We start from the raw sequence: 19,382 nt of genomic DNA on the forward strand, positions 1-19,382 counted from the left end.
CGCCGCGCGGGAAATCGGTTGGGCTGGTTCAACATTCGTTGGGCTGGTTCAACATTCGTATGGGTGGGGACCTGTCTCCCCGCACTCGCCGGCGCCGCAAATCAGTTGGGCTGGTTCAGCATTCGTTGGGCGCGGGTTCGCCGCGGAGTCTTTGGTCCAGCCATATCAGGGATTCCGGGAAGCCGGTGAAGGCGGCGACTATGTGCTCGCCGGCCACGCTGCGGTAGACCACGGTCACCCCGAGCGCGCACTGTTCGGCATAGAGGTTCTCCGCGCCCGCCGACGGTATCCAGAACTCCTGTGCGCCGTTGTAGATGTACAGCGGCACAGGCGATTTCATCCCGTCCATCCGCGTCACCCGATACACCTCCTCGGCCAGCTGGCTGTGCAGCGGATCCGGGAAGTTCGCGGCGATATCAATAGGCAGCTGCAATATGCCCGGGATACCGTAGGAATCCATACAGGTGTCCTTCATGATCACCGCCACCCACTGCGCGAGATGGTTCATATGCGCCAGAATCTCGGGACGCTCCCGGCCGATGGCGAAGGTGGCCGCCATGAACACCCCCGATGCCAGATTGGCGTTCATACTGCGCGAGAGGATCTCGTAATCGGCGGGTACGCCACCCATGGCCGCCCCGACCACCACATCGACCAGCTCGGGCGCGTAATCGGCCATCAGCTTGACCGCACCCTTGGTCGCAATGGCCCCGCCCGAGTACCCGACCATGCCGAATCGGCTCTCCCCGAACTCCTTCGGCATGGAACCGCGTACGGCGCGGATGGCGTCCAGTACGGCATGCCCGGCCACGAACGGTTCGGCATACGCCATGCGCGGACCCTCATGGTCGGCGATGAGCACCGCGTACCCGCGCAGTAGCGCCAACTGGGTAGTGGGCGGCAGATACTCGGCCAGGTTGGTGTTGCTCGAAAACCCGTGCGCCAGTGTGTAACTCGGATTGCAGTCACGACCGAGCGAGTTGATCGGCAGATTGTTCACCACGACCGGTCGCTCCCCCGCCCCGGTCCATTGCCCGGGCGGGAGTGCCAGCGAGGCAATGGCATAGGAGGCCGCGCCGTGCGAATCGGTGGTGCGGTATTTGAGCTGGACCACCTGCCGCACCGGTGTGATCAGCGCGGGCCCGGCCGTGGCCGTGACATCGCGCCAGGCGACGAGTTGTCCTGCGCCGAAATCGTCCAGCCGGGCCGGCCATTCGTCCACGAACGAATCACCGATGGGGGTGGGCAGGGTGCCGGCGCGCAGGGCGGCCAGGCCGGGTGCGAGCCCGCCCGCGTCCACCAGGGGTGTGTCGGGCGCATTGGGCAGTGCCGGCGACGGCACCACCGCGTCGACCCACTGCTGGAAGGCGGGCAGCAGCCCGGACACCGACGCGCCGGAGGGTTGCGGATCGGTCGTCTGGGCATGCGCAAACCCTGCGAATCCGCCGATCATCAAGACGGCGGCGAGAATTCGCCGAAAATAGAGCAAGGCAGCCCCCCACGCGGATACAGCGGTTTGGCGAGCGTAGACCCAGCGGTGATGGCGGCACCCCGCCATGCCCTGTTCGAAGCCGCATCGAGACCACACTGTGCCGAACGCGTCTTGCGTGTCGTCGGCCCGACACGATTGCTACGGGGATGCGGGGCGTTCGAAACGCCGCCGTAGTACGGCCTTCAGCTGCGCGCGATCATGACCGCATCGAGTTGCGCGCTGCTGATCTGGCGCGCGGCATTGGAGACCGAGGTGACCATCGCGCTACCGAAGGGGCCGAGCCGGTCGAACAGGGTGGCCACCCCGACCGCCATACCGCGCTCGCTGAAGTGGCTGTCCGCCTCCACACCGATCTCATAACCCTGCGGCATGCGCGAAAGGGCAAGTGTCATATCGGTATTGATGAATCCGATGCCCGCGTCACCCCAGTTGGTCATCATGCTGGCGGCCTCGCCGACCACCGCGGTGCGGGTGAAGGGCGACAGCTCCTCCCCCGTGATCACCCGAATCGGGTTCTGCCAGGTGCGCTTACGGGTGGCGTTCTCGTGCTCGGTGGGCACCGAGGACCACTGCCCCGGATTGCCGTCGCTGTTGAAGAGCGGAATCTGCGGCAGCGGCGACGGGGGCGCGATATCGAGCGCGGGCGGCCGCGGCTCGAATTCGCGCTGCCAGAGCTCACCTGGCGGCTGTTCCGAGGGCCGCAGCAGTACCGCCGAGGCGCGCGCGGCCATCGTGCCGCCCTGCATCACCATGACGTCCGCGACGCGAATGCGCTTACCGTCGCGCACCCGGACCATCGGCGTGGTGGTGTGCTCGAAGCGGGCGGCACTGAACATGTCCACGGTCAGGCGGACGGGGACGAAACCGTCGGTGGCGTGTTCGCGCTCCAGCTCCCGGGCCATCAGCCCACACAGCGCGGGTCCGACGAGCTGCGCCGAGGACCATTGACTGGCGGCGAAAGCCGTGGGCTCGAAGCCGCCATCCACCTCGTCGAAATACGCGGGCAATTCCACCACGGGTCCACCTGTCCAGTTCAGTTGATCAAACCACTGCTCCCAGACCTAACATACGATTGGAACCTGTTTCAATACGCCGTCCCGCTACCGCACGGTGGCATTTCCCACAGCTCAGTCCAGCAGGACCGGGCGTAGCCGGGTGGTGAATACGCCCGCCCGCTCGACCGCGTCCGCCGCGGCGGCGAGTTCGATCTCGGCCTCCTCGAAGACCTCCCGCGCGCCGGCGATACAGCGCCCGGGCGTGAGCAGCGCGGCAATACCGTCGGTATCGACGAGCATGCCCGAGTCCGCGAGTGCGCCGTAGTCGGCGCGCAATTCGGCGATATGCGCACGCAGCGCGGCCAGCTCGCGCAGCAGTTCGGCGCGACGGGCCTCCAGGCTGCGTGGATCGGTCATGAAATCCAGTGTGCCGCAAAGCCACCCGCGGCCGCACATGATCACCGAAAATCGGCTCACCGCAACCGCCGTGATTGACCTGTGCCCGTGCGGGTATGCAAGCGATATCGGCCGCGCGAGGGCGGCGCGGGAAGGGCTGTGACGATGACTGCCGAATGGGAGAATTCCGCCGGGCGGCTCCGCAATGAGACCGAGCCCAATGGCCTGGGCTTGGCCCTGGCCACCATTGGAATCGTGGCGGTGGCACTCGCTATGACCGTCGCCGGATATGGTCTGCTGGGCTGGGCGATTGTGATCGGCCTGGCCAGTATCACGTGCCTTTGGGCCGGAATATCGCTCGAAGTCGCTGAACAACGGCGTTTGCAGGGCCTGGGCGATGAGCGTGAACGCTCGGATGGGCTCCGATAAAAGGTAGCTCGCAAACTTATAGCATCCTGAAATCCCTGCTGGCCCTACATATTCGAGGTTGCAGATGCACTTGCATCTGCGCGGAGCACGGTCATAGACTCAGGTGGCAAGGCACCGTAGGGGACAACCAGGGAGCCGAGCGGTGGATCACCGGCGATTCCGCGCCATCGGTTTTAACCCTCGGCTTGGCATCAGGGGCGTTCTAATGAATCAGCCAATCAACCTCAGCCGACTCGGGTTTGCCGAAAGAACCCGGCCGGAGCAATCCTGCTCGCATGAGACGGCAACCGCTTTCGTCATTCATCAGGTCGAATCGACTGGAGCGGCCACTCGGTATGATTTTGATATCGAGCGAATAGTCACCACCGCGCATGCGATGGTGAACGACTGGGATCTGCACATGATGCAGCCGGAGGCGTTCTGGCGTATCGCTTCCAGCTTTATCAGGCAATAGATCAGCGTCGTAGTAAAAAGCCCGGCACAAGCTGATAGGGGCCCCGCCCGGGGCCCCACAGCCTGTGTGTCACTTGAACACAGTGTCACTTGAACAAAATCGGTGTGTCACACGGTAGTTCGAGCTCTCGTCAGAGCGAGTCGGCAACCTCCGCCAGGAGTTTGCGGGACCGCTCCGGGGGCTCCGCCTGCACACTCAGCTGATCCATGACCTGACGGTAGAGCTCCAGGTCCGGCCGACGGTCCAGATACAGCGCGCTGGTCAGCTGCTCCAGGTAGACGATGTCGGGTAGTTCCGACTCCGCGAAGCGCAGCATGGTGAACGAACTCCCCGCTGCCGCATGCCCTCCCGCCGTATATGGCAGCACCTGAATGGTGACATTGGGCAGCTTCGACAGTTCGATCAACTGAATGATCTGATCGCGTAGTACGGCCGCGCCGCCCACCGGGCGATGTAGCACGGCCTCGTCCAGAACCGCCCAGAAGCTCGGCGCGCTCGGGCGCGTCAGTAGCTCCTGGCGGTGCCGACGCAGCGATACGCGCCGCTCGCCGTCCTCGTCATGGCCGAGTGCGACGATCGAGCGGGCGTAATCGGGGGTCTGTAGCAGGCCCGGAACCAGTTGTCCCTCATAGGTTCTGATGGACTTGGCCGCGTACTCCAGGCCGAGGTAGGTCTCGAACCACTGTGGGAGCAGGTCGCTGTAGCGATGCCACCAACCGGGCTCATTGGCCTTACGCACCAGATCCAGGAACTGTTCGCGCTCACCGGGATCCGTGACCTTGTAAAGGGTCAACAGGTCCCGGATATCGCGCTCCTTGAATCCGGTTCGCCCGAGTTCCAGGCGACTGATCTTGGCATGGGAGCCGCGGATGTGGTCGCCGGCGGCTTCCCGGGTTATGCCGTTCTCTTCCCTCAACTTTCGTAGCTGCCCGCCTACCGCGATGCGCAATGCGGTCGGGCCACGGTCTACGACAGCGGAATTCGCCCGACCGTTAGGAACGGGTTCTGCGATCATGGGGTCCACTCCGATGCTCGGGTTTTCCGGCAGTGGGCCACAACCGCAACCGCAACGTCGCGTACCACCGCGCCGATTGCCAATGCTACCGCTCAGTGAGCGAGATCGTCGAACTCTCCACTCTTGGCGCCCAACAGGAAGCATTCGATCTCGGGGCGGGTGTAGACCAGTACCGATCCTTCCGGATCACGAGAGTTTCGCATGGCCACCTCACCGTTCGCCAGTTTCGCGAGTTCCACGCAGTTACCGCTCGGGTTGCTGAAAGTGCTCTTGCGCCAAGCGAGTTGAGAGCTGTCGATGTCGATACGGGTTGCCGGAATGTCCGTCATTTCAGACTCCTTGCCAGTACCGCCCGTGGGCGGTGTCCCAGTACTTGCAAATGTTCGGTCAAATGTTCTTACAGTTGCAACCGCAAGATGAACGATAGCACGCGAGTAGCCCGCTATCGATCCCTCGATTCGGGCATATCCTTTGCAACACAACAGGTTTGATCTTGGTCACCGGCGTGGCGGTGCGAAGTTGTGAAGAAATTCAGACATCTCGTACCGGTCAGTCTGACAGATTAGGGTGCGTGACCTCCCCGAGGCCGGGCAGGGCAATACCTGGCGAACACTCCGGTCATCCCGCGAGTCACGCAAAGCGGGCCATCGGCAAATCGCGGCAGGCCCCCTGACGGGCGGAATGGCAAACGGTTGCAGGCTGATTCGACCGAGGGCAGATGGTGTGGCATGGTGACCGGAGAGCGGCGCCGGCGTTCCGGACATTTCGTCACAGTGGCGCAAGGCGCGTAAACCCCGGCGCCCCAACAACACCGAATCGGACGCATCGTCCGCGACACGTGTCGTCGAACGCACAGATGCACTTGCATCTGCGACTTGCAGCCTCATACACTCGGTGCACCATTTCCCCTCGGCCAGAGGCATCCAATGACACAGATGCTCGCCCACAGCACCGATCTCTCCGGTGACGACTGCGAAATAGAACCGCGCGGTCTGAATTATCGCCGGGCTCGCGTAATTCTGCGTGCACACGATCAGCACTTCGCGTGCCGGCAGTATCTAGCCGCGATCGCATACCTCTCCGCGGACAACGACGTCGACTGAATCCTCTTGCGCGACAATTGAGTCGCGGGCCTTGCCAATACGGTGACGGGCGCGTACCCCGGATAGAGAACCACCGTCACGTGGAAGAGCGCCGAGATGATTCTTTTTGCCGCCCAAGACGTCCTGGCCCAAGTCTTCAATCCCGCGCCCGAGACCCCACCGGCCGCGGACAAGCTGCTCAAGCTGGTCAGCTACTTAACCTGGTTCATCCTGCTCTCCGGAACCCTGGCCATCATGTACGCCGGCGGCCGGTTCGCCTGGGAGAAGTGGAGCGGCGGATCACTCACCGCCCCGAAGCAGATTGCCGGCGCCCTGGTCGGCGGCATTATCGCCACCAGCGCGGGCACCATCATGAACACCGTCCTCGGGCAATGAGGCAAGCCGGGTAAACCGAAATGACAACGCCGGGCCGGTCCTGTCGTCTCAGACAAGACCGGCCCGGCGGCGTGAAAACAATCGGAAATTACGCGGTCGCGGCGTGCACGGTCTCCTCGGCACCCTCGGCGGTGCCAACCAATTCCTCGAATCGCGCCACCACCCTCTGGTGGTAGAGACCGAACAGATCCTCGAACAGCGCCAACTGCGCCCCGCTCGGACCGGCTTCGGAATCCCATACCGCGACCAGGGCGCGCCAGACCAGCACATGCAGATCCGGCGAGACCGCGAAGTAGGCGTCCACCGCCTCGGGCACCTCGAGAATCATCTCGCCGATGGAGTTGAGCACCGCGCGCTGCATACCGTGCCCGAGCGCGGTGAGCAGTCGGCGCAGCAGGTTCAATTCGATGCGCAGCATGCGGTGCGGATCCGGATCCTCGCCGCGCGCAACGGTTTCCAACTCGTCGATATCGGCTTTGAGTTCGATCGGATCGACCGCGCGGTCACTGCCGGTATACGCGAGCAGCGCCTCCAGCGCGATACCGCGCTCCTCCTCGACGATATTGCCGAACATCTCCGCGGCCACCTCGGGCTCGGGCATGGAAAGCCGGAACAGTCGCCGGTACACATCCACGCCACCCACGGCGCGCACATCGCGAATCACGAATCCCTTGCCGCGGTGCGCATCCACGAATCCGTACGATTCGAGCCGTCCCAGAATCAGTTGCGCCGTCGCACGATTCAGATCGAACTCGTCGGCCACCTGGCGAACGGACGGCATGAGTCCACCGGGCATGTACTGCCCCGATGCCACGCGGCGCGCCAGTTCGTCGGCAACGTCGGCGACGACCGTCCGGTCTCCCATCGTGCCACCTCTCCCCATTCTGATTCACGTCCCAGACAGTGTATGTGCTCAGTCGGACAACTGCACAAGTCTCGGGACGCACAAGGAGAAGCACCGGCATTCGCAGTTTTTTTACGGAATCCATACGGCGCGCAGCCGGTTTCATGCCGAATTGCGGCCTAAGCTCCGCAACCGTGGTTTCACCGATCGATGTCGCAAAACGACTGGTCCTCGGCCGCCCGTTTCGCAGTGATCGGCTGGGTGAGACCCTGCTGCCCAAACGACTCGCGCTGCCGATATTCGCCAGTGACCCACTGTCGTCCGTCGCCTACGCGACGCAGGAGATCCTGCTCATCCTCACCCTGGGCGGGCTCGCGTACCTGCATTTGACGCCATTGGTGGCCGGAGGCGTGGTGGTGCTGCTAGCCGTGGTGGCGCTGTCCTATCGGCAGGTGGTGCAGGCATATCCGTCCGGTGGCGGCTCGTACGAGGTGGTCGCTGAGAATCTGGGCGCACTGCCCGGCCTCGTCGTGGCCGCGGCGCTCCTGGTCGACTACGTCATGACGGTGGCGGTATCGGTCGCGGCGGGCGTGGACAACATCATCTCCGCGGTGCCGGACCTGAATCCGTACCGGGTCGCGATCAATCTGGTGTTCATCGGCTTCCTGACCGCCATGAATCTGCGCGGGGTACGAGAGTCCGGGCGCGCGTTCGCGATTCCCACCTACGGCTTCATCCTCGGAATCTCCGTGCTCATCGTGGTCGGGCTGGGCCAGACCGCGTTCGGGCACACCCCGATCGCCGAGAGCGCGCACTACCAGATCCACGCCGAACAGGTCGGACTCTCCGCCGCCGGGCTGGCATTCCTGCTGCTGCGCGCGTTCTCCTCCGGCTGTACCGCGCTCACCGGCGCGGAAGCCATCTCCAATGGCGTACCCGCCTTCCGGAAACCGAAGGCGCTCAACGCGGCCCGCACCATGACGGCCATGGGAGTGACCGCCATCCTGATGTTCTCCGGGGTGACGGCGCTGGCCATGATCACCAAGACCCGGGTCACCGAGAACGCCTGCGACCTTATCGGATTCCCCGGCGACTGCCACACCGACGCACAGCGCACGGTGATCGCGCAGATCGCGTCGGCGGTTTTCGGTGGGAACAGCATCGCCTTCTACTACCTGATGGTGACCACGGCGCTCATCCTGATCCTGGCCGCCAACACCGCGTACAACGGATTCCCGCTGCTGAATTCGATTCTGGCGCAGCGGCGGTACATGCCGCGCCAGCTGCACACCCGCGGTGACCGGCTGGCGTTCTCGAACGGCATCATCCTGCTGGCCGTGGTCGCGGCGATCCTGATCTACGCCTTCCACGGATCCACCACCCGGCTCATCCAGCTGTACATCGTCGGCGTCTTCACCTCCTTCACGCTGTGCCAGATCGGCATGGTGCGGCATTGGAATCGCGAATTGCGTATGGCGGGGAGCGATCGACTCCGAATTCACCGGGCGCGCGCCATCAATGCCTTCGGCGCGTGTTTCACCGGCGTGGTGCTGGTGGTCGTCATGATCACCAAGTTCACCCACGGCGCGTACCTGGTGGTGATCGCCATGCCGATTCTGGTCGCGATCATGTGGCTCATTCACCGGCACTACACGGCGGTGCGAGCCGAATTGGATATCGACCCCGAAGAATTCGTGACCTTACCCGGACGGGTGCACGCCATTGTGCTGGTCTCCGGATGGCACAAGGCGACCCAGCGGGCAGTGCAGTTCGCGCGCGCCACCCGACCCGACACCATTACGGCCGTAACCGTCAATGTCGATGACGCCGATACCCGCGAACTCGCGCAGGCATGGGATCACAATCATGTAAAAATTCCGCTCAAGGTCATCGAATCTCCATATCGGGAGATCACCCGGCCGGTGATCGAAGAGATCAAACGCCAGCGTAATTCCCGGCCCCGCGATGTGGTCAGCGTATTCATTCCCGAATACGTGGTGGGCCGCTGGTGGGAAAACCTGCTGCACAATCAGAGTTCACTGCGCCTCAAAGCACGACTGCTGTTCGAGCCGGGCGTCATGGTGACCAGCGTGCCCTGGCAGCTGCACTCCTCGCATACGCGCGACACCCTGCGGGTCGAACACCGGGCGGGTGAGATCCGGCGCGGCATAACCGGTTCCGCGGATACGGCTCGATTCGGCCGCCGAGGCCACGGTACGGGCGAATCCGTCAGCGCGCCAACCGATCCGAGACCCTGACGAAGGTATAGCCCCGCGCCGTCATCCCAGCGGCGGTGAGTCGGCCTGCTCCAGTCTCGCACCCCAGCGTTCCGACCACTGCCACAACGGTTTCAGCGCCACCCCGAGTTCCCCACCGGCAGTGGACAACTCATACGACTTGTCCGTCCGCTTCACCACCACCCCGGCCTCCTGCAGCCGCTGCATACGCACCGAAAGCATGCTCGAGGAGCAGTTCCCCATCCGCCGGCGCAACTCCAGAAAACCGAGCGGCCCCGGTTCGAGCTCGGAGATCACGCGCAGCATCCAGCGCTGGCCGAGCAGCTCCATGGCGGCCAGTGCGGAGTCGGTGGGTTGGCTTGCACTTCTCATTCAGAACCACCATATTGATTCTAAATCAGAAGCGTTCGTCCGGGTTGGAGGACTTGGGTATGAAGCGAATTGTGTTGATCACCGGAGCATCTCGCGGCATCGGCGCGGAAACAGCCCGCGTACTGGGCCGACGCGGCGACCACGTAGTGATCAACTACCGCGAGAAACGCAAACGCGCGGAGACCATCGCCGCCGAAATCGAGGCCACCGGCGGCAGCGCGTCCGTAGCGGGCGCCGACATCACCGACCCCCACAGCGCAGCCGCCCTGATCGACACGGTGACAACCGAATTCGGCCGCATGGACGTCCTGATCCTCAACGCCTCCGGCGGCCTCGAACGCGACGCCGCCCCCGATTACGCCATGACCCTCAACCGCGACGCCCAAACCCACCTAACCCAACTGGCCATGCCCCACCTGCCCCCGGGCGGCCGAATCGTCTTCGTCACCAGCCACCAAGCCCACTTCTCCCCCACCCGCCCCGTCCCCGCAGGCTACGAACCCATCGCCGCGAGCAAGCGCGCGGGCGAAGACGCATTACGCGGATTGATCCCCGAATTCGGCTCTCGCGGAATCGATTTCACCGTCGTGTCCGGCGACATGATCGACGGCACGATCATCGTGCGGCTACTCGAACGCCGCGACCCGGACGCTGTGACAGCCCGCCGCGAACACGGCAACCTGCCGACGGTCGAGGAGTTCGCGACCGCAGTCGCCGACGCGACCAGCATTGTAGCCACGCCGGGTCACACCATCTACGTCGGCGGCGAAGACTTCGCCGCACCCAGCCCGTAGGGCCAAAACCCCAAAAACCAAGAGACACAACGACAAAAGACCAAAAGCAAAAAGACGCCAGGACAAGAAGAGCAGAAAACAAGACAAGCAAAGAACAAGACGAGAAAGAAATTAGGACAAAACCCCCACCCTCGACCTGGACATGCGATCACTGGGACATGAGCGTGGTGTCGTGCGGCGTGTCGCACCGTGAGTTCCCGGTGATCGATCGTCCAACACCGCGAGGGACTGTTTTGGTGTCTTTGTCTTTGGTCTTTGGGCTCGAGAAGGTAACCACGGCCGGTCTTCCCGCAGGGAACGGGACGATCCGGGCGTAGTCCGGTAGCTCGAGTCGGGTACGGCAGGTGACGTGCCCAGCGATGCCTGCTTTGCCACGGAAATTGCATACGCAAAATGCAACCGTCGCCGCATTGGGCGGCCTCGAACCGCGATCCGATCCCAGGGCATACCCGTGATGCCCGAACCTGTTCGCCGAGTGTGCACTCTGGGCGGTGTTTTGTCTTTTTCCCCGCCACAGCTGCACACTCGGCAAGCACCCTGCCGGTCGGTAGGTGAATCCCGGTGCGCCGCACCCGATTCGCCCCTTCCCGCGCCCGATTCGTCCAATTCCGTCAACATCGACGTAATCACGCAGGCAAACGCCGAGAAGACCCCTGCGTGGTTACATGCACAACGCTTACGAGCGATTCGACTGGGTTGAAAACGGGTGGCGGGGCATTGGGTGGCATGCCAGCATCGCTGGATGCCGCATTGGGTTCATGTACTCCCCACCTTCACCCTCGCCTGCTTGATTCTGGCCGCGATTCCTGGCCCGGCCACAGCGTTGTTTCTGCAGCGTTCCGTGCGAGATGGCCGCACTGCCGGGCTGGCTGCGGTGGCGGGCAATGAGATCGGGGTGTTCGGTTGGACGCTGGCGGGTGGGGCCGGGTTGTCCTCGTTGCTGGTCGCTAATCGAGTGTTGAGTGTGGCGATCCATATCCTCGGCGCGGTCGTATTGATCTGGCTGGGCGTGCAAGCCTGGCGGAGTGCGCGGCGGTCCAAGGGGGAAGATGCCTTCGGGGCGGCGCTGACCTCGGCACTGCCCGGTGGCAGCACCCCTGCGGCGGCCTTTCGCGCTTCCCTCATCTCCATTGCCGCTAATCCGAAGGCCGCAGTCTTCGGATTGACCATCCTGCCGCAGTTCCTGCCGAGCCATGGCCCGGTGCTGTCCACGGTGATCATCCTGGCCGCCATCCAACTGGTGATCGACACGGCCTGGTGCGTCGGGATTGTGCTCGCCGCCGACCGCGCCGGAACCTGGTTGCGGCGCACGGAGATTCGGCGGCGCGTCGAGCGCGCGCTCGCGGCCGTGCTGGTGGGGCTCGGTATCGGATTGGCCGCTGAGGCTCGCTGACGGACTCGGGGCCTAGGGTGGGTTCATACGGCTCGCGTTTGTCTCGGTCGCGGCGGGCAATTCGGCGGCGAGGAGGTGCGGGATGGTTGATGACGTGGAGAAGCGGTGGCAGGATCCGCCGACCTTTCGGCAGGCCGCGCGGTATGTGGTGGCGGTGTTGGTTCTCACCGCGATTGTCGCGGTGCTCGCGCTGGTGTGGGCCGGTGCGCGGCAGGAGTGTTTGAACTCCGATTCGATGCTGTGCGATACGGCCGCGAGACTGGTGGTGGGATTGGGGCCCGGGCTGGTTCTGCTGTTCGGGGGGATCGGGGCGTTCGTGAAGACAATTCTGGAGTGGCGAGCCGCGCGGGCCTGGCCTATTTGGCAGGGGGCAGGGTGGTTTCTGTTCACCTTGATGGTCATCTACCTGACCATTGCGGGTGGGTCCACCTGAGTCAGATCAGGCAGGTGGAGGCGTCGTGATGGTCGAATGGCGTGCCGTTGATGCCGACGCGGGCGACCAGGAATCTCGCGACTTCGATATTTCGGTTCCAGAAGGGGTCCGACTTCGGTTCGTACCAAAGCTCCGATGCCACGGCACGCGGCGGTGGCGGGCGCAGTGACATACCCGGGCGATAGTAGTAGTCGAATGGATGCCCACCCGCGCTCTCGGACTGGCCTTCGGGTTGGGGCAGCATCGCTAAAACCCTGTCAGCTGACGGAATTTGGTTACAGAACCCGCGTCGGGATCGGCGTGGACGGGGCAGTAGTGCTTGGCATCGCCGCGGTGTTCCGGTGCGGGCCACAGTAGTTCGGGCGCTTCGGGGGGAGGCATTGTGCCCGAACGCTTTCCCGCCTCCCGGCGGCGCGCGGCGCGCACTCGCGGGAACGAATAGTTCACCGCCGCCGGGGTAACCCGGTTGGCGGCCGATAGTGCCCGGCACAGTCGATCGAAGAACCATTGATCGCGAGCGGTCCAGGTGAAAACCCATGGTGCGGCGAATGGCCGGATCGCACAGGCCGACGGTGACGAATTTGACCAGCCGCCGACCCCCTAGTCGAATCAGCCTCTCCCACAAAGGTTCCGGGAGATGCCGCAGCACCGGGAACGGCGGCACGGACGCGGTATCGATGAGGTTGTACACATCCCACGCCGCCCGGGTCGGTTCCAGGGTGTCCCGGCATATATCGCGCCAGTACCGCTGGAACGCGGGCCAGGACTCCGGCACCACCCGCATGCTCATTCCGTATAGCTCGTACCATTGATAATGCTCGCGCCAGAGTTGTTCGCGCTCAGTGCCATTCATCCCACCCATGAATAGTTCGGCAGTCCGCAGGGTTTGCACGAAGAACACCGCGTGCGCCCAGTAGAAGGTTGCGGGGTCGAGCGCGTGGTACCGGCGACCTTGTGCGTCGACGCCTTTGATTTCGCGGTGATATCCGACGATCTTCCGCGCGGTGCGCCGGGCATACGGCCCGTCGAAGACGACCCCGAGAATCGGGTAGGCCGAGCGCAATACGCGCTGATACGGCTCACCCGCGATCTCGGAGTGGAACTCCACGCTCGCATTCCGAAACGCAGTGGAAATGACATGCCACCGAAACGCCGAGCCCCGAAATCGCCTGCTACACCGCGTAAATCACCGCAGCAGGAGCGCTCGCGCGCCATGGTCACGCGGATTGTGGACGCCGGCGAGCAGGTGCTCATCGCGCACGGTTATGACGGCGCCTCTACCAATCGCATTGCCGAGGCGGCGGGCATCAGTCCCGGATCGCTGTACCAGTATTTCCCGAACAAGGATGCCGTGGTGGCGGCGGTCATCGAGCGCTACACCGGCGCGGTCGCCGAGCGGGTACGCGCGCGGGTGGTCGCGAATATGACCCGTGCCCCGGAAATCGCTGTGCCGGAGACCATTTCGGAGCTACTGGACGCCCTCGGCACGCATCGCGAACTATTGCGCGCGGTGGTGGAGCAGCCGCCGCGACTCTCCTCCGGCGCGACAGTTCTCGCGTTCGAGCAGCAGATCGGCGAGCTGGCGCGGCTCGGCCTGTCCATGCGCTCGCGCGCGCGGTCCCGCCGGATGTGGACTTCGATGCCGCCGCCTGGATGCTGGTCCGTGCGGTCGAACACCTCACCATCCGCTACCTGCTCGAGGACCCGCCCATCCCCCGTGACCGCTTCCTCACCGATATCACCCGCTTGGTACTCAACTACTTCCGCGATCCCCGGCCGCGAGCCGAACGCGAGTAATCAGACCGCCCGGCACGCTGAGTGGTTGCGGCAACTCGAGGAGTCGGGAGATCGAGTAGCAGATCTACCGCGCGGGCGGCACTCTGAGCTGCGCTTTCCATGGTGGCCGACCAGTCGGTTCGGGTCCAGTCGCCCGCGATCACGAGGGTGGGGACCGAGGTGCGCTGGCCGGGGCGCAATCCATCGGTGCCGACCACCTGGGAGAAGGTGGCGCGGGGCATCGGAACCACCTGGGCGTGCAGGACTTTGGCGTCTTTGGCGGCCGGATAGTACCGGCGCAGCAGTTCCATCTGCTCGTCGACGACCTCGTGGCTGGGCTTGTGGATCTGCTCGTAGGCCCCGCTGGTGGTCAGGCAGTACAGCCAGCCGTGCTCGGTGCCGCGGCCGTGCATGCGCTGGCGGTCGAAGACCTGGTCGATAATGTCGGCCCCGCCGATGAGCGCCTCCATCGCACCCTCGGTACCGAGCGGGCGATCCAGGTACAGGTTCGTACTCACGATCGGTGTGAAGCCCAATTTATCTGCGGCGGAGTAGATTTCATCATGCTCGGGGAGGTCGTCGAGGAGTCCGCCGAGATAGGAATTGGGTACCGCACACACCACCGCATCGGCGGGCACCAGCTCACCGTCGTCCAGGGTCACCCCGGTCACGATCCCGTTCTCGATCCGAATGCGCCGCGCCACCGCGCGATATCGCACCCGCACCCCGCGCTGCTCGAACACCCGCTCCGCGCCCGTGACGAACAGGGTATCCAGATCGGTGGTCGGATAGCCGATGCTCACCGGCTGACGATGCTCGAGGCCCAGGCGAATTCCGGTCGCCAGCACATCGGCGAAGACCTTGGCCGATTCCTGTCGCACCGGCTCCGCGGCGATACCGAGCGCCAGCCAATCCCACAGCGCCTCGCGCGCGGTTTCGGGCATGCCGAGCCGCCGAAACCATTGATCGGTGGTGAGATCCGCCAAATCGGCGGGCTGGCGCAGGCACTGCCAGCCCATCCGAATGGTGGCCAGCGCCGCCCGCGCCCGATCGGCCGGGCCGGCGTCGGGATGCGCGCCGAGCAGCGATCGCAACGCCCGAATTCCCTTGATGCCCATGATCGTGGTGCGCCCGCCGGGCCAGCGCAGTACGCCCTGATGCGGGAATCTCACGAATTCGCGGGTGCCGATACTGGTCAGATAGCGGAACAGATGGTCGTATCCGCTGGCGATGACATGCTGTCCATTGTCCGGAATATCGTGCAGCGCGGGCACTTCGAGCGCGTGTGTGCGACCGCCGAGCCGTCCGCGTCGTTCCAGCAGCGTCACCTGTTTACCGGCCTCGGCCAGCCATACCGCGGAGGCCAGACCCGCCAGGCCGCCACCGATCACCACATACTGTTGCGGATCGTTCATTCGCGCTCCCGGAGCCATTGCCTTCTGCTGGCAAGGTAAGTCCCCCAGGAGCGCGTCCGTGCCGCGTTCGGTCGAAACGTATTGCTGTTAAACGCTTTCGGTCTGCGCACTACGACGTGAGAGCAACGGGTACGCGGCGCATACGAGAATGCCCCACACCACGCCGACAACGAGCGCCGTGCGACCCGAATCGGTGAAGAACAGCAGCACGACGACCAGGGCCAGGAAGACCAATGCGAGCACCGAGGTGAACGGCGCACCCGGAAGCCGGTATTCGCTGGCCGGGAGCAGCCCCGCCTTCACTCGGACACGATAGATCAAGTGGCAGACCAGGATGATGCCCCACACGAAGATAATGCCCATGGTCGAGACCGAGGTGACGTAGCCGAACGCCTTCTCCGGCGAGAAGTAGTTCACCCCGACACCGATCACCATGACCGCCGCCGACACCGCGATACCGGTCGCGGGCACCGACCGTGAGCTCAGCGCGCCCAGCCCGGCCGGAGCCTCATCCCGCTGCGCCAGACTGCGCAGCATGCGGCCGGTGGAGTAGATCCCCGAGTTGCACGACGACAGCGCGGCGGTCAACAGCACGAAATTGATGATCGCGGCCGCTCCCGGAATACCGATCTGCTCGAACACCTCCACGAACGGACTCCGTCCGGCATGGAAGTTACGCCAGCTGGAGACCGACATGATCACCAGGAGCGCGCCCACATAGAACAGGCCGATACGAAACGGCAGCGTATTGATCGCCTTGCGCAGCGTGTTCTTGGGGTCGCGGGCCTCCCCGGCGGTGACGCCGACCAATTCCACACCGACATAGGCGAACACCACGATCTGCAACGCCAGCAACGCCTGACTGAAGCCGTTCGGGAAGACCCCGCCGTCGTTCCAGAGATTCGCGACGGTCGGGTTGGCGGCGTGGCCGAAGTGGAAGATGAGCACACCGATACCGATGGCGATCATGGCCACGATCGCGGTGACCTTGATGATGGAGAACCAGAATTCGCCCTCACCGAACAGCTTGACCGACACCAGGTTCAGCCCGAACATAATGCCGAGCACCACCAGCGCGGTCACCCACTGCGGGATGTCGAACCAGTACTGCACGTACTTGCCGGCCACGGTGATCTCGGCCATGCAGGTGCTGACCCAGACCGCCCAGTAGGTCCAGCCGGTGGCGAAACCCGCGAAGCGGCCCAGGAATTCGTTCGCGTACTCGGCGAAGCTGCCGGTGACGGGGCGATAGGTGAGCAGCTCGCCCAGCGCCCGCATAATGACGAAGATGGCCAGGCCCGCCGCCAGGTAGGCGAGGATGAGCGCGGGGCCCGCCTGTTCGATGGCGCCACCCGCGCCGTAGAACAGGCCGGTGCCGATGGCTCCGCCGATGGCGATCATCTGGATGGTGCGCGGCGACAGGCCGCGCGAATAGCCCTCGTCGGCAGTGGTCGCCCCGGTCTCGGCGACCGCCTGCCTGTCCGATGCTGTCATGGTGTTCCTTCCACGTGCGTGCGGCCGCAACGCCACGGCGTGGTGAACACCGCCCCGCGTGGGCCGCGCCGAGCTTGCCGGCGGATTGCCGCGCTCGGTCCAACGGCGTGTCAGGCTACCGGAGAGGTATCGGCCGTCACAGGCGGCGGGCCGGAGGAGCTACTGATCGGTAACGTCGGCCGGACTGATCGCTGATTCTCAGTCAGCGCTGTCGTCGACCACTTCGAGACCGGTGACGATTTCGGTTTCGATTCGAATCACATGGTCCATCGGCCTATTGATCCACGGGTCCAGCAGCGTCTCGTAGCGCTGCACCTGTTCGGGGTCCATGACCACCCGCGCGACCCCGGTGACGATGACGCTCCAGCCACGCCGGGTGTGTTCGTCGAAGTTGTCGGCCTCGTAGGCGACGATCTGCCCGTCACCTCGCAGCAGACTTGCGCCAAGATGCGCTCGCACCACTACAGCGTCCGCCTCGACAATATGGTTCACGGGCCTGATGATCGGAAGTCCGCGGCGCGAGAAAACGATTCGGCCGTATTGCGCGCTCGCCAACCGCTTCAGTGAATCGGCAGCCGAGAGCTCGCGCAGCTTTCGTGCCCCTTCGCCGCCCATTCCTCCGATTGTGGTCCATTCTTCGGAATTTGGCCAATTGTGTTGCCGCAAAGCAATGTTCGAAGGAAAGCCTCACCGCACCGGAGGTACTTCCACCTGCGCCGGAGCCTTGTCCGTGCGCAGACCCTTCCAACTCGGCATGCGCAGTCGAGCACCGGCGAATTCGCGATACTCGACGTCACCGACGAGGATCGGCGCCACCCAGTGCCAGCCGCCCGCAGCGGCTTCCGGCGGTGCGGGCTCGAAAGCACTTGCCGAGACGGCGATTTCGTCGAGGGTGCGCCGAATTATCCGCCGGGCGACTTGCGTGAAACCGGTGCCGACATTGCCGATGTAAACCAATCGACCGGTTTCATCGTGTGCGCCGAGCACCAATGAACCGTAGGTCGGGGCCATCGCACCGGTGCCGGGTGCTGGTAATCAGCAATGTTAGAACGTGCCGAATACATCCCGCTGATTGCGGGCGCTCCGGTCGGTCGACCACGCTTACCGTCGTTCCGAAGACACAGCCCGTTAGGCGTGGTCCCACGTCGTGACACGCTGCAGACAGTCGGAGGCGAGACGGTTAGGAGTTTCCGTTCGGCCATCGCCCCACAGGCATCGTGCTCAGAGCGGGTACAAATGCAGCGGGCGATACCCCGACCGGTCCTACTAGACGAGATCGCCGATCGGTGGAGGTGTGGGCAGGCCATCCAGCAAACGTCCTGGTGTGGTCTCCAAACCAGATGCGAACCGGAGGATGTTCTCGACCCAAGGACTCCGTTGACCGCGCTCCACCTGCCCGAGGTAGGTCCAGTGCACACCGCACGCGTGTGCGGCTGTCTCCTGGCTCCATCCCAGTTCTGTCCGCCGGGCACGCACCGCGCGCTCCGAACGCCATGGCGGTCGGATTTATCGGCGGCTTGCCTGAACTGGACATACGGAGGCAACTTCATCTGTCCAGCGCAGAATGATCCAGAGCGTAAACGTCCTATTGCTCACATCCGAAGTGCAAGCGACGTACTATGCTGCTTCCGATCGCCAACCGCGACCTTCTCGATCGGGCCACTGGGTGTCCGCGTAAGCCGAACTCGGCACGAGAGGGCGTATGGGACTCGCTCGTGTCGAATCCACCTCACGAGATCGGAGTTCGAGCGTTGTCCACTGGGATTCTGAAGGGACGTTTCCAGGGCGTCGATACCATTGCGGAGTCGTGGCTCTCGGCAACCGTGTTGGCGGGCGATGCCGCGTTGCGGCTATCGCGGGCAGTAGATCCCGCAGCGCTACGGGTTTCCCAAGCGAGCGCCGTTGGATCTGATCAACTGCACTGAGGCTCGGGCCGAGCTGATCATCGAGTTGTTGATCACTGGGCAGGTGCCCACACCCGAGGCAGTGGCCAACGCAGCAGTCAATCCACCGAATATGAATGGTGACGAGGCGCGGGCGTATCGGCGGGAGGAGATCAAACAGATCGAGTCTGCGATACGCAGGGACTGCGACGCGCTCGGTGAGGTGATGTCGACAGTCGTGGTCGAGTTCTGGGCTGCTTTCGAAGCGGGTCCGACGTGGCAGGAAGCGTGGAACTCCGAGCCTGTACAGACCTGGTGGATGTGGGGGTTGGGAGAGCCGCCCGAGTATCAGCTGGGACGGAAACCGACCTTCACTATCCTCGAACGGCGCGGCTGGATCGCCACAAATCGAGCACCGCGATCACTGTGCGCTGGACGACTCGCGCAACGGTACGAGGAATTTCTCAGTACGACCTGACCTA

23 protein-coding genes and 1 pseudogene are annotated in these 19,382 nt (G+C 64.1%); 11 read left to right on the forward strand and 13 right to left on the reverse strand.

Features of this window, described 5'->3' with window-relative positions:
• Positions 1-115: 115 nt before the first annotated feature.
• The 3 genes from GFY24_RS36085 to GFY24_RS36095 form a co-directional block, all read right to left on the reverse strand.
• Positions 116-1,489 (reverse strand): lipase family protein, encoded by a 1,374-nt coding sequence (locus GFY24_RS36085; protein WP_228566983.1) that lies wholly within the window; start codon positions 1,487-1,489, stop codon positions 116-118.
• Positions 1,490-1,674: 185 nt separating this feature from the next.
• Positions 1,675-2,508, reverse strand: coding sequence for an acyl-CoA thioesterase domain-containing protein (locus GFY24_RS36090; protein ID WP_309231750.1), 834 nt, complete (start codon positions 2,506-2,508; stop codon positions 1,675-1,677).
• Between the two features lie 111 nt (positions 2,509-2,619).
• On the reverse strand, positions 2,620-2,904 hold the full coding sequence (locus GFY24_RS36095; RefSeq protein ID WP_153809601.1) for a hypothetical protein: 285 nt from the start codon (positions 2,902-2,904) through the stop codon (positions 2,620-2,622).
• Positions 2,905-3,042: 138 nt separating this feature from the next.
• On the opposite strand from GFY24_RS36095, the gene GFY24_RS36100 reads away from it, so the two are divergent.
• Together GFY24_RS36100 and GFY24_RS36105 are read left to right on the forward strand one after the other, a co-directional pair.
• Positions 3,043-3,312, forward strand: a complete 270-nt coding sequence (locus GFY24_RS36100) for a hypothetical protein (RefSeq protein ID WP_153809602.1) — start codon at positions 3,043-3,045, stop codon at positions 3,310-3,312.
• 205 nt (positions 3,313-3,517) lie between these two features.
• The gene (locus tag GFY24_RS36105) at positions 3,518-3,766 is read left to right on the forward strand and encodes a hypothetical protein (RefSeq protein ID WP_153809603.1); all 249 of its coding nucleotides are present in this window, start codon (positions 3,518-3,520) and stop codon (positions 3,764-3,766) included.
• A gap of 130 nt (positions 3,767-3,896) precedes the next feature.
• Here the strand turns inward: GFY24_RS36105 and GFY24_RS36110 are convergent, their stop codons facing one another.
• Complete coding sequence (locus GFY24_RS36110; protein WP_153809604.1) at positions 3,897-4,781, reverse strand: helix-turn-helix transcriptional regulator; 885 nt, start codon at positions 4,779-4,781, stop codon at positions 3,897-3,899.
• 92 nt (positions 4,782-4,873) lie between these two features.
• Entirely contained in the window at positions 4,874-5,110 is a 237-nt protein-coding gene (locus GFY24_RS36115; protein WP_153809605.1) for a DUF397 domain-containing protein, read from the reverse strand.
• A gap of 597 nt (positions 5,111-5,707) precedes the next feature.
• On the opposite strand from GFY24_RS36115, the gene GFY24_RS41385 reads away from it, so the two are divergent.
• The gene (locus GFY24_RS41385) at positions 5,708-5,884 is read left to right on the forward strand and encodes a hypothetical protein (protein ID WP_228566984.1); all 177 of its coding nucleotides are present in this window, start codon (positions 5,708-5,710) and stop codon (positions 5,882-5,884) included.
• A 96-nt stretch (positions 5,885-5,980) separates the two neighbouring features.
• Entirely contained in the window at positions 5,981-6,259 is a 279-nt protein-coding gene (locus GFY24_RS36120) for a hypothetical protein (protein WP_153809606.1), read from the forward strand.
• Positions 6,260-6,347: 88 nt separating this feature from the next.
• Here GFY24_RS36120 and GFY24_RS36125 read toward each other — a convergent pair whose 3' ends face one another.
• Complete coding sequence (locus tag GFY24_RS36125; protein ID WP_153809607.1) at positions 6,348-7,124, reverse strand: GntR family transcriptional regulator; 777 nt, start codon at positions 7,122-7,124, stop codon at positions 6,348-6,350.
• 173 nt (positions 7,125-7,297) lie between these two features.
• On the opposite strand from GFY24_RS36125, the gene GFY24_RS36130 reads away from it, so the two are divergent.
• A complete protein-coding gene (locus tag GFY24_RS36130) occupies positions 7,298-9,361 on the forward strand; it encodes an APC family permease (RefSeq protein WP_309231751.1) in 2,064 nt (687 codons plus the stop codon).
• A 21-nt stretch (positions 9,362-9,382) separates the two neighbouring features.
• Here the strand turns inward: GFY24_RS36130 and GFY24_RS36135 are convergent, their stop codons facing one another.
• Positions 9,383-9,712, reverse strand: coding sequence for a helix-turn-helix domain-containing protein (locus GFY24_RS36135; RefSeq protein ID WP_228566985.1), 330 nt, complete (start codon positions 9,710-9,712; stop codon positions 9,383-9,385).
• Positions 9,713-9,771: 59 nt separating this feature from the next.
• Between GFY24_RS36135 and GFY24_RS36140 the strand changes: the two genes are divergently transcribed.
• The 3 genes from GFY24_RS36140 (at position 9,772) to GFY24_RS36150 (ending at position 12,332) form a co-directional block, all read left to right on the forward strand.
• Positions 9,772-10,506 (forward strand): SDR family oxidoreductase, encoded by a 735-nt coding sequence (locus tag GFY24_RS36140; protein WP_153809609.1) that lies wholly within the window; start codon positions 9,772-9,774, stop codon positions 10,504-10,506.
• A gap of 742 nt (positions 10,507-11,248) precedes the next feature.
• On the forward strand, positions 11,249-11,899 hold the full coding sequence (locus tag GFY24_RS36145) for a LysE family translocator (protein WP_153809610.1): 651 nt from the start codon (positions 11,249-11,251) through the stop codon (positions 11,897-11,899).
• An 82-nt stretch (positions 11,900-11,981) separates the two neighbouring features.
• Complete coding sequence (locus GFY24_RS36150) at positions 11,982-12,332, forward strand: hypothetical protein (protein WP_153809611.1); 351 nt, start codon at positions 11,982-11,984, stop codon at positions 12,330-12,332.
• Between the two features lies 1 nt (position 12,333).
• On the opposite strand, the gene GFY24_RS36155 is transcribed toward GFY24_RS36150, so the two are convergent.
• Positions 12,334-13,440 carry an oxygenase MpaB family protein gene (locus GFY24_RS36155; protein WP_153809612.1) on the reverse strand — a complete coding sequence of 369 codons (1,107 nt, stop codon included), beginning with the start codon at positions 13,438-13,440 and terminating at the stop codon, positions 12,334-12,336.
• A 105-nt stretch (positions 13,441-13,545) separates the two neighbouring features.
• On the opposite strand from GFY24_RS36155, the pseudogene GFY24_RS43135 reads away from it, so the two are divergent.
• A pseudogene (locus GFY24_RS43135) lies at positions 13,546-13,638 on the forward strand (TetR family transcriptional regulator); the annotation flags it as partial.
• Positions 13,639-13,832: 194 nt separating this feature from the next.
• Positions 13,833-14,129, forward strand: coding sequence for a hypothetical protein (locus GFY24_RS43500; protein WP_309231754.1), 297 nt, complete (start codon positions 13,833-13,835; stop codon positions 14,127-14,129).
• On the opposite strand, the gene hpnE is transcribed toward GFY24_RS43500, so the two are convergent.
• The 5 genes from hpnE to GFY24_RS36185 form a co-directional block, all read right to left on the reverse strand.
• Positions 14,090-15,523, reverse strand: a complete 1,434-nt coding sequence (hpnE, locus tag GFY24_RS36165) for a hydroxysqualene dehydroxylase HpnE (RefSeq protein WP_153809613.1) — start codon at positions 15,521-15,523, stop codon at positions 14,090-14,092. The two genes, GFY24_RS43500 and hpnE, sit on opposite strands and share 40 nt — an antisense overlap.
• A gap of 87 nt (positions 15,524-15,610) precedes the next feature.
• Positions 15,611-17,017 (reverse strand): amino acid permease, encoded by a 1,407-nt coding sequence (locus tag GFY24_RS36170; RefSeq protein WP_153809614.1) that lies wholly within the window; start codon positions 17,015-17,017, stop codon positions 15,611-15,613.
• A 198-nt stretch (positions 17,018-17,215) separates the two neighbouring features.
• Positions 17,216-17,632 (reverse strand): pyridoxamine 5'-phosphate oxidase family protein, encoded by a 417-nt coding sequence (locus GFY24_RS36175; protein WP_153809615.1) that lies wholly within the window; start codon positions 17,630-17,632, stop codon positions 17,216-17,218.
• 72 nt (positions 17,633-17,704) lie between these two features.
• On the reverse strand, positions 17,705-18,028 hold the full coding sequence (locus GFY24_RS36180) for a hypothetical protein (RefSeq protein WP_153809616.1): 324 nt from the start codon (positions 18,026-18,028) through the stop codon (positions 17,705-17,707).
• Positions 18,029-18,283: 255 nt separating this feature from the next.
• Positions 18,284-18,493 (reverse strand): helix-turn-helix transcriptional regulator, encoded by a 210-nt coding sequence (locus GFY24_RS36185; RefSeq protein ID WP_309231752.1) that lies wholly within the window; start codon positions 18,491-18,493, stop codon positions 18,284-18,286.
• A gap of 426 nt (positions 18,494-18,919) precedes the next feature.
• On the opposite strand from GFY24_RS36185, the gene GFY24_RS36190 reads away from it, so the two are divergent.
• Positions 18,920-19,378, forward strand: coding sequence for a hypothetical protein (locus GFY24_RS36190; RefSeq protein WP_153809617.1), 459 nt, complete (start codon positions 18,920-18,922; stop codon positions 19,376-19,378).
• Positions 19,379-19,382: the final 4 nt, after the last annotated feature.

The organism is Nocardia sp. SYP-A9097 (assembly GCF_009649815.1).
Classification (GTDB): Bacteria; Actinomycetota; Actinomycetes; order Mycobacteriales; family Mycobacteriaceae; genus Nocardia.

Bases quoted from the DNA above. Each gene is read 5' to 3' on its own strand.
- GFY24_RS36095 (WP_153809601.1), bottom strand. From the start codon at position 2,904: ATGACCGATCCACGCAGCCTGGAGGCCCGTCGCGCCGAACTGCTGCGC.
- GFY24_RS36105 (WP_153809603.1), top strand. From the start codon at position 3,518: ATGAATCAGCCAATCAACCTCAGCCGACTCGGGTTTGCCGAAAGAACC.
- GFY24_RS36110 (WP_153809604.1), bottom strand. From the start codon at position 4,781: ATGATCGCAGAACCCGTTCCTAACGGTCGGGCGAATTCCGCTGTCGTA.
- GFY24_RS36115 (WP_153809605.1), bottom strand. From the start codon at position 5,110: ATGACGGACATTCCGGCAACCCGTATCGACATCGACAGCTCTCAACTC.
- GFY24_RS41385 (WP_228566984.1), top strand. From the start codon at position 5,708: ATGACACAGATGCTCGCCCACAGCACCGATCTCTCCGGTGACGACTGC.
- GFY24_RS36120 (WP_153809606.1), top strand. From the start codon at position 5,981: ATGATTCTTTTTGCCGCCCAAGACGTCCTGGCCCAAGTCTTCAATCCC.
- GFY24_RS36125 (WP_153809607.1), bottom strand. From the start codon at position 7,124: ATGGGAGACCGGACGGTCGTCGCCGACGTTGCCGACGAACTGGCGCGC.
- GFY24_RS36135 (WP_228566985.1), bottom strand. From the start codon at position 9,712: ATGAGAAGTGCAAGCCAACCCACCGACTCCGCACTGGCCGCCATGGAG.
- GFY24_RS36140 (WP_153809609.1), top strand. From the start codon at position 9,772: ATGAAGCGAATTGTGTTGATCACCGGAGCATCTCGCGGCATCGGCGCG.
- GFY24_RS36145 (WP_153809610.1), top strand. From the start codon at position 11,249: ATGCCGCATTGGGTTCATGTACTCCCCACCTTCACCCTCGCCTGCTTG.
- GFY24_RS36150 (WP_153809611.1), top strand. From the start codon at position 11,982: ATGGTTGATGACGTGGAGAAGCGGTGGCAGGATCCGCCGACCTTTCGG.
- hpnE (WP_153809613.1), bottom strand. From the start codon at position 15,523: ATGAACGATCCGCAACAGTATGTGGTGATCGGTGGCGGCCTGGCGGGT.
- GFY24_RS36170 (WP_153809614.1), bottom strand. From the start codon at position 17,017: ATGACAGCATCGGACAGGCAGGCGGTCGCCGAGACCGGGGCGACCACT.
- GFY24_RS36175 (WP_153809615.1), bottom strand. From the start codon at position 17,632: ATGGGCGGCGAAGGGGCACGAAAGCTGCGCGAGCTCTCGGCTGCCGAT.
- GFY24_RS36180 (WP_153809616.1), bottom strand. From the start codon at position 18,028: ATGGCCCCGACCTACGGTTCATTGGTGCTCGGCGCACACGATGAAACC.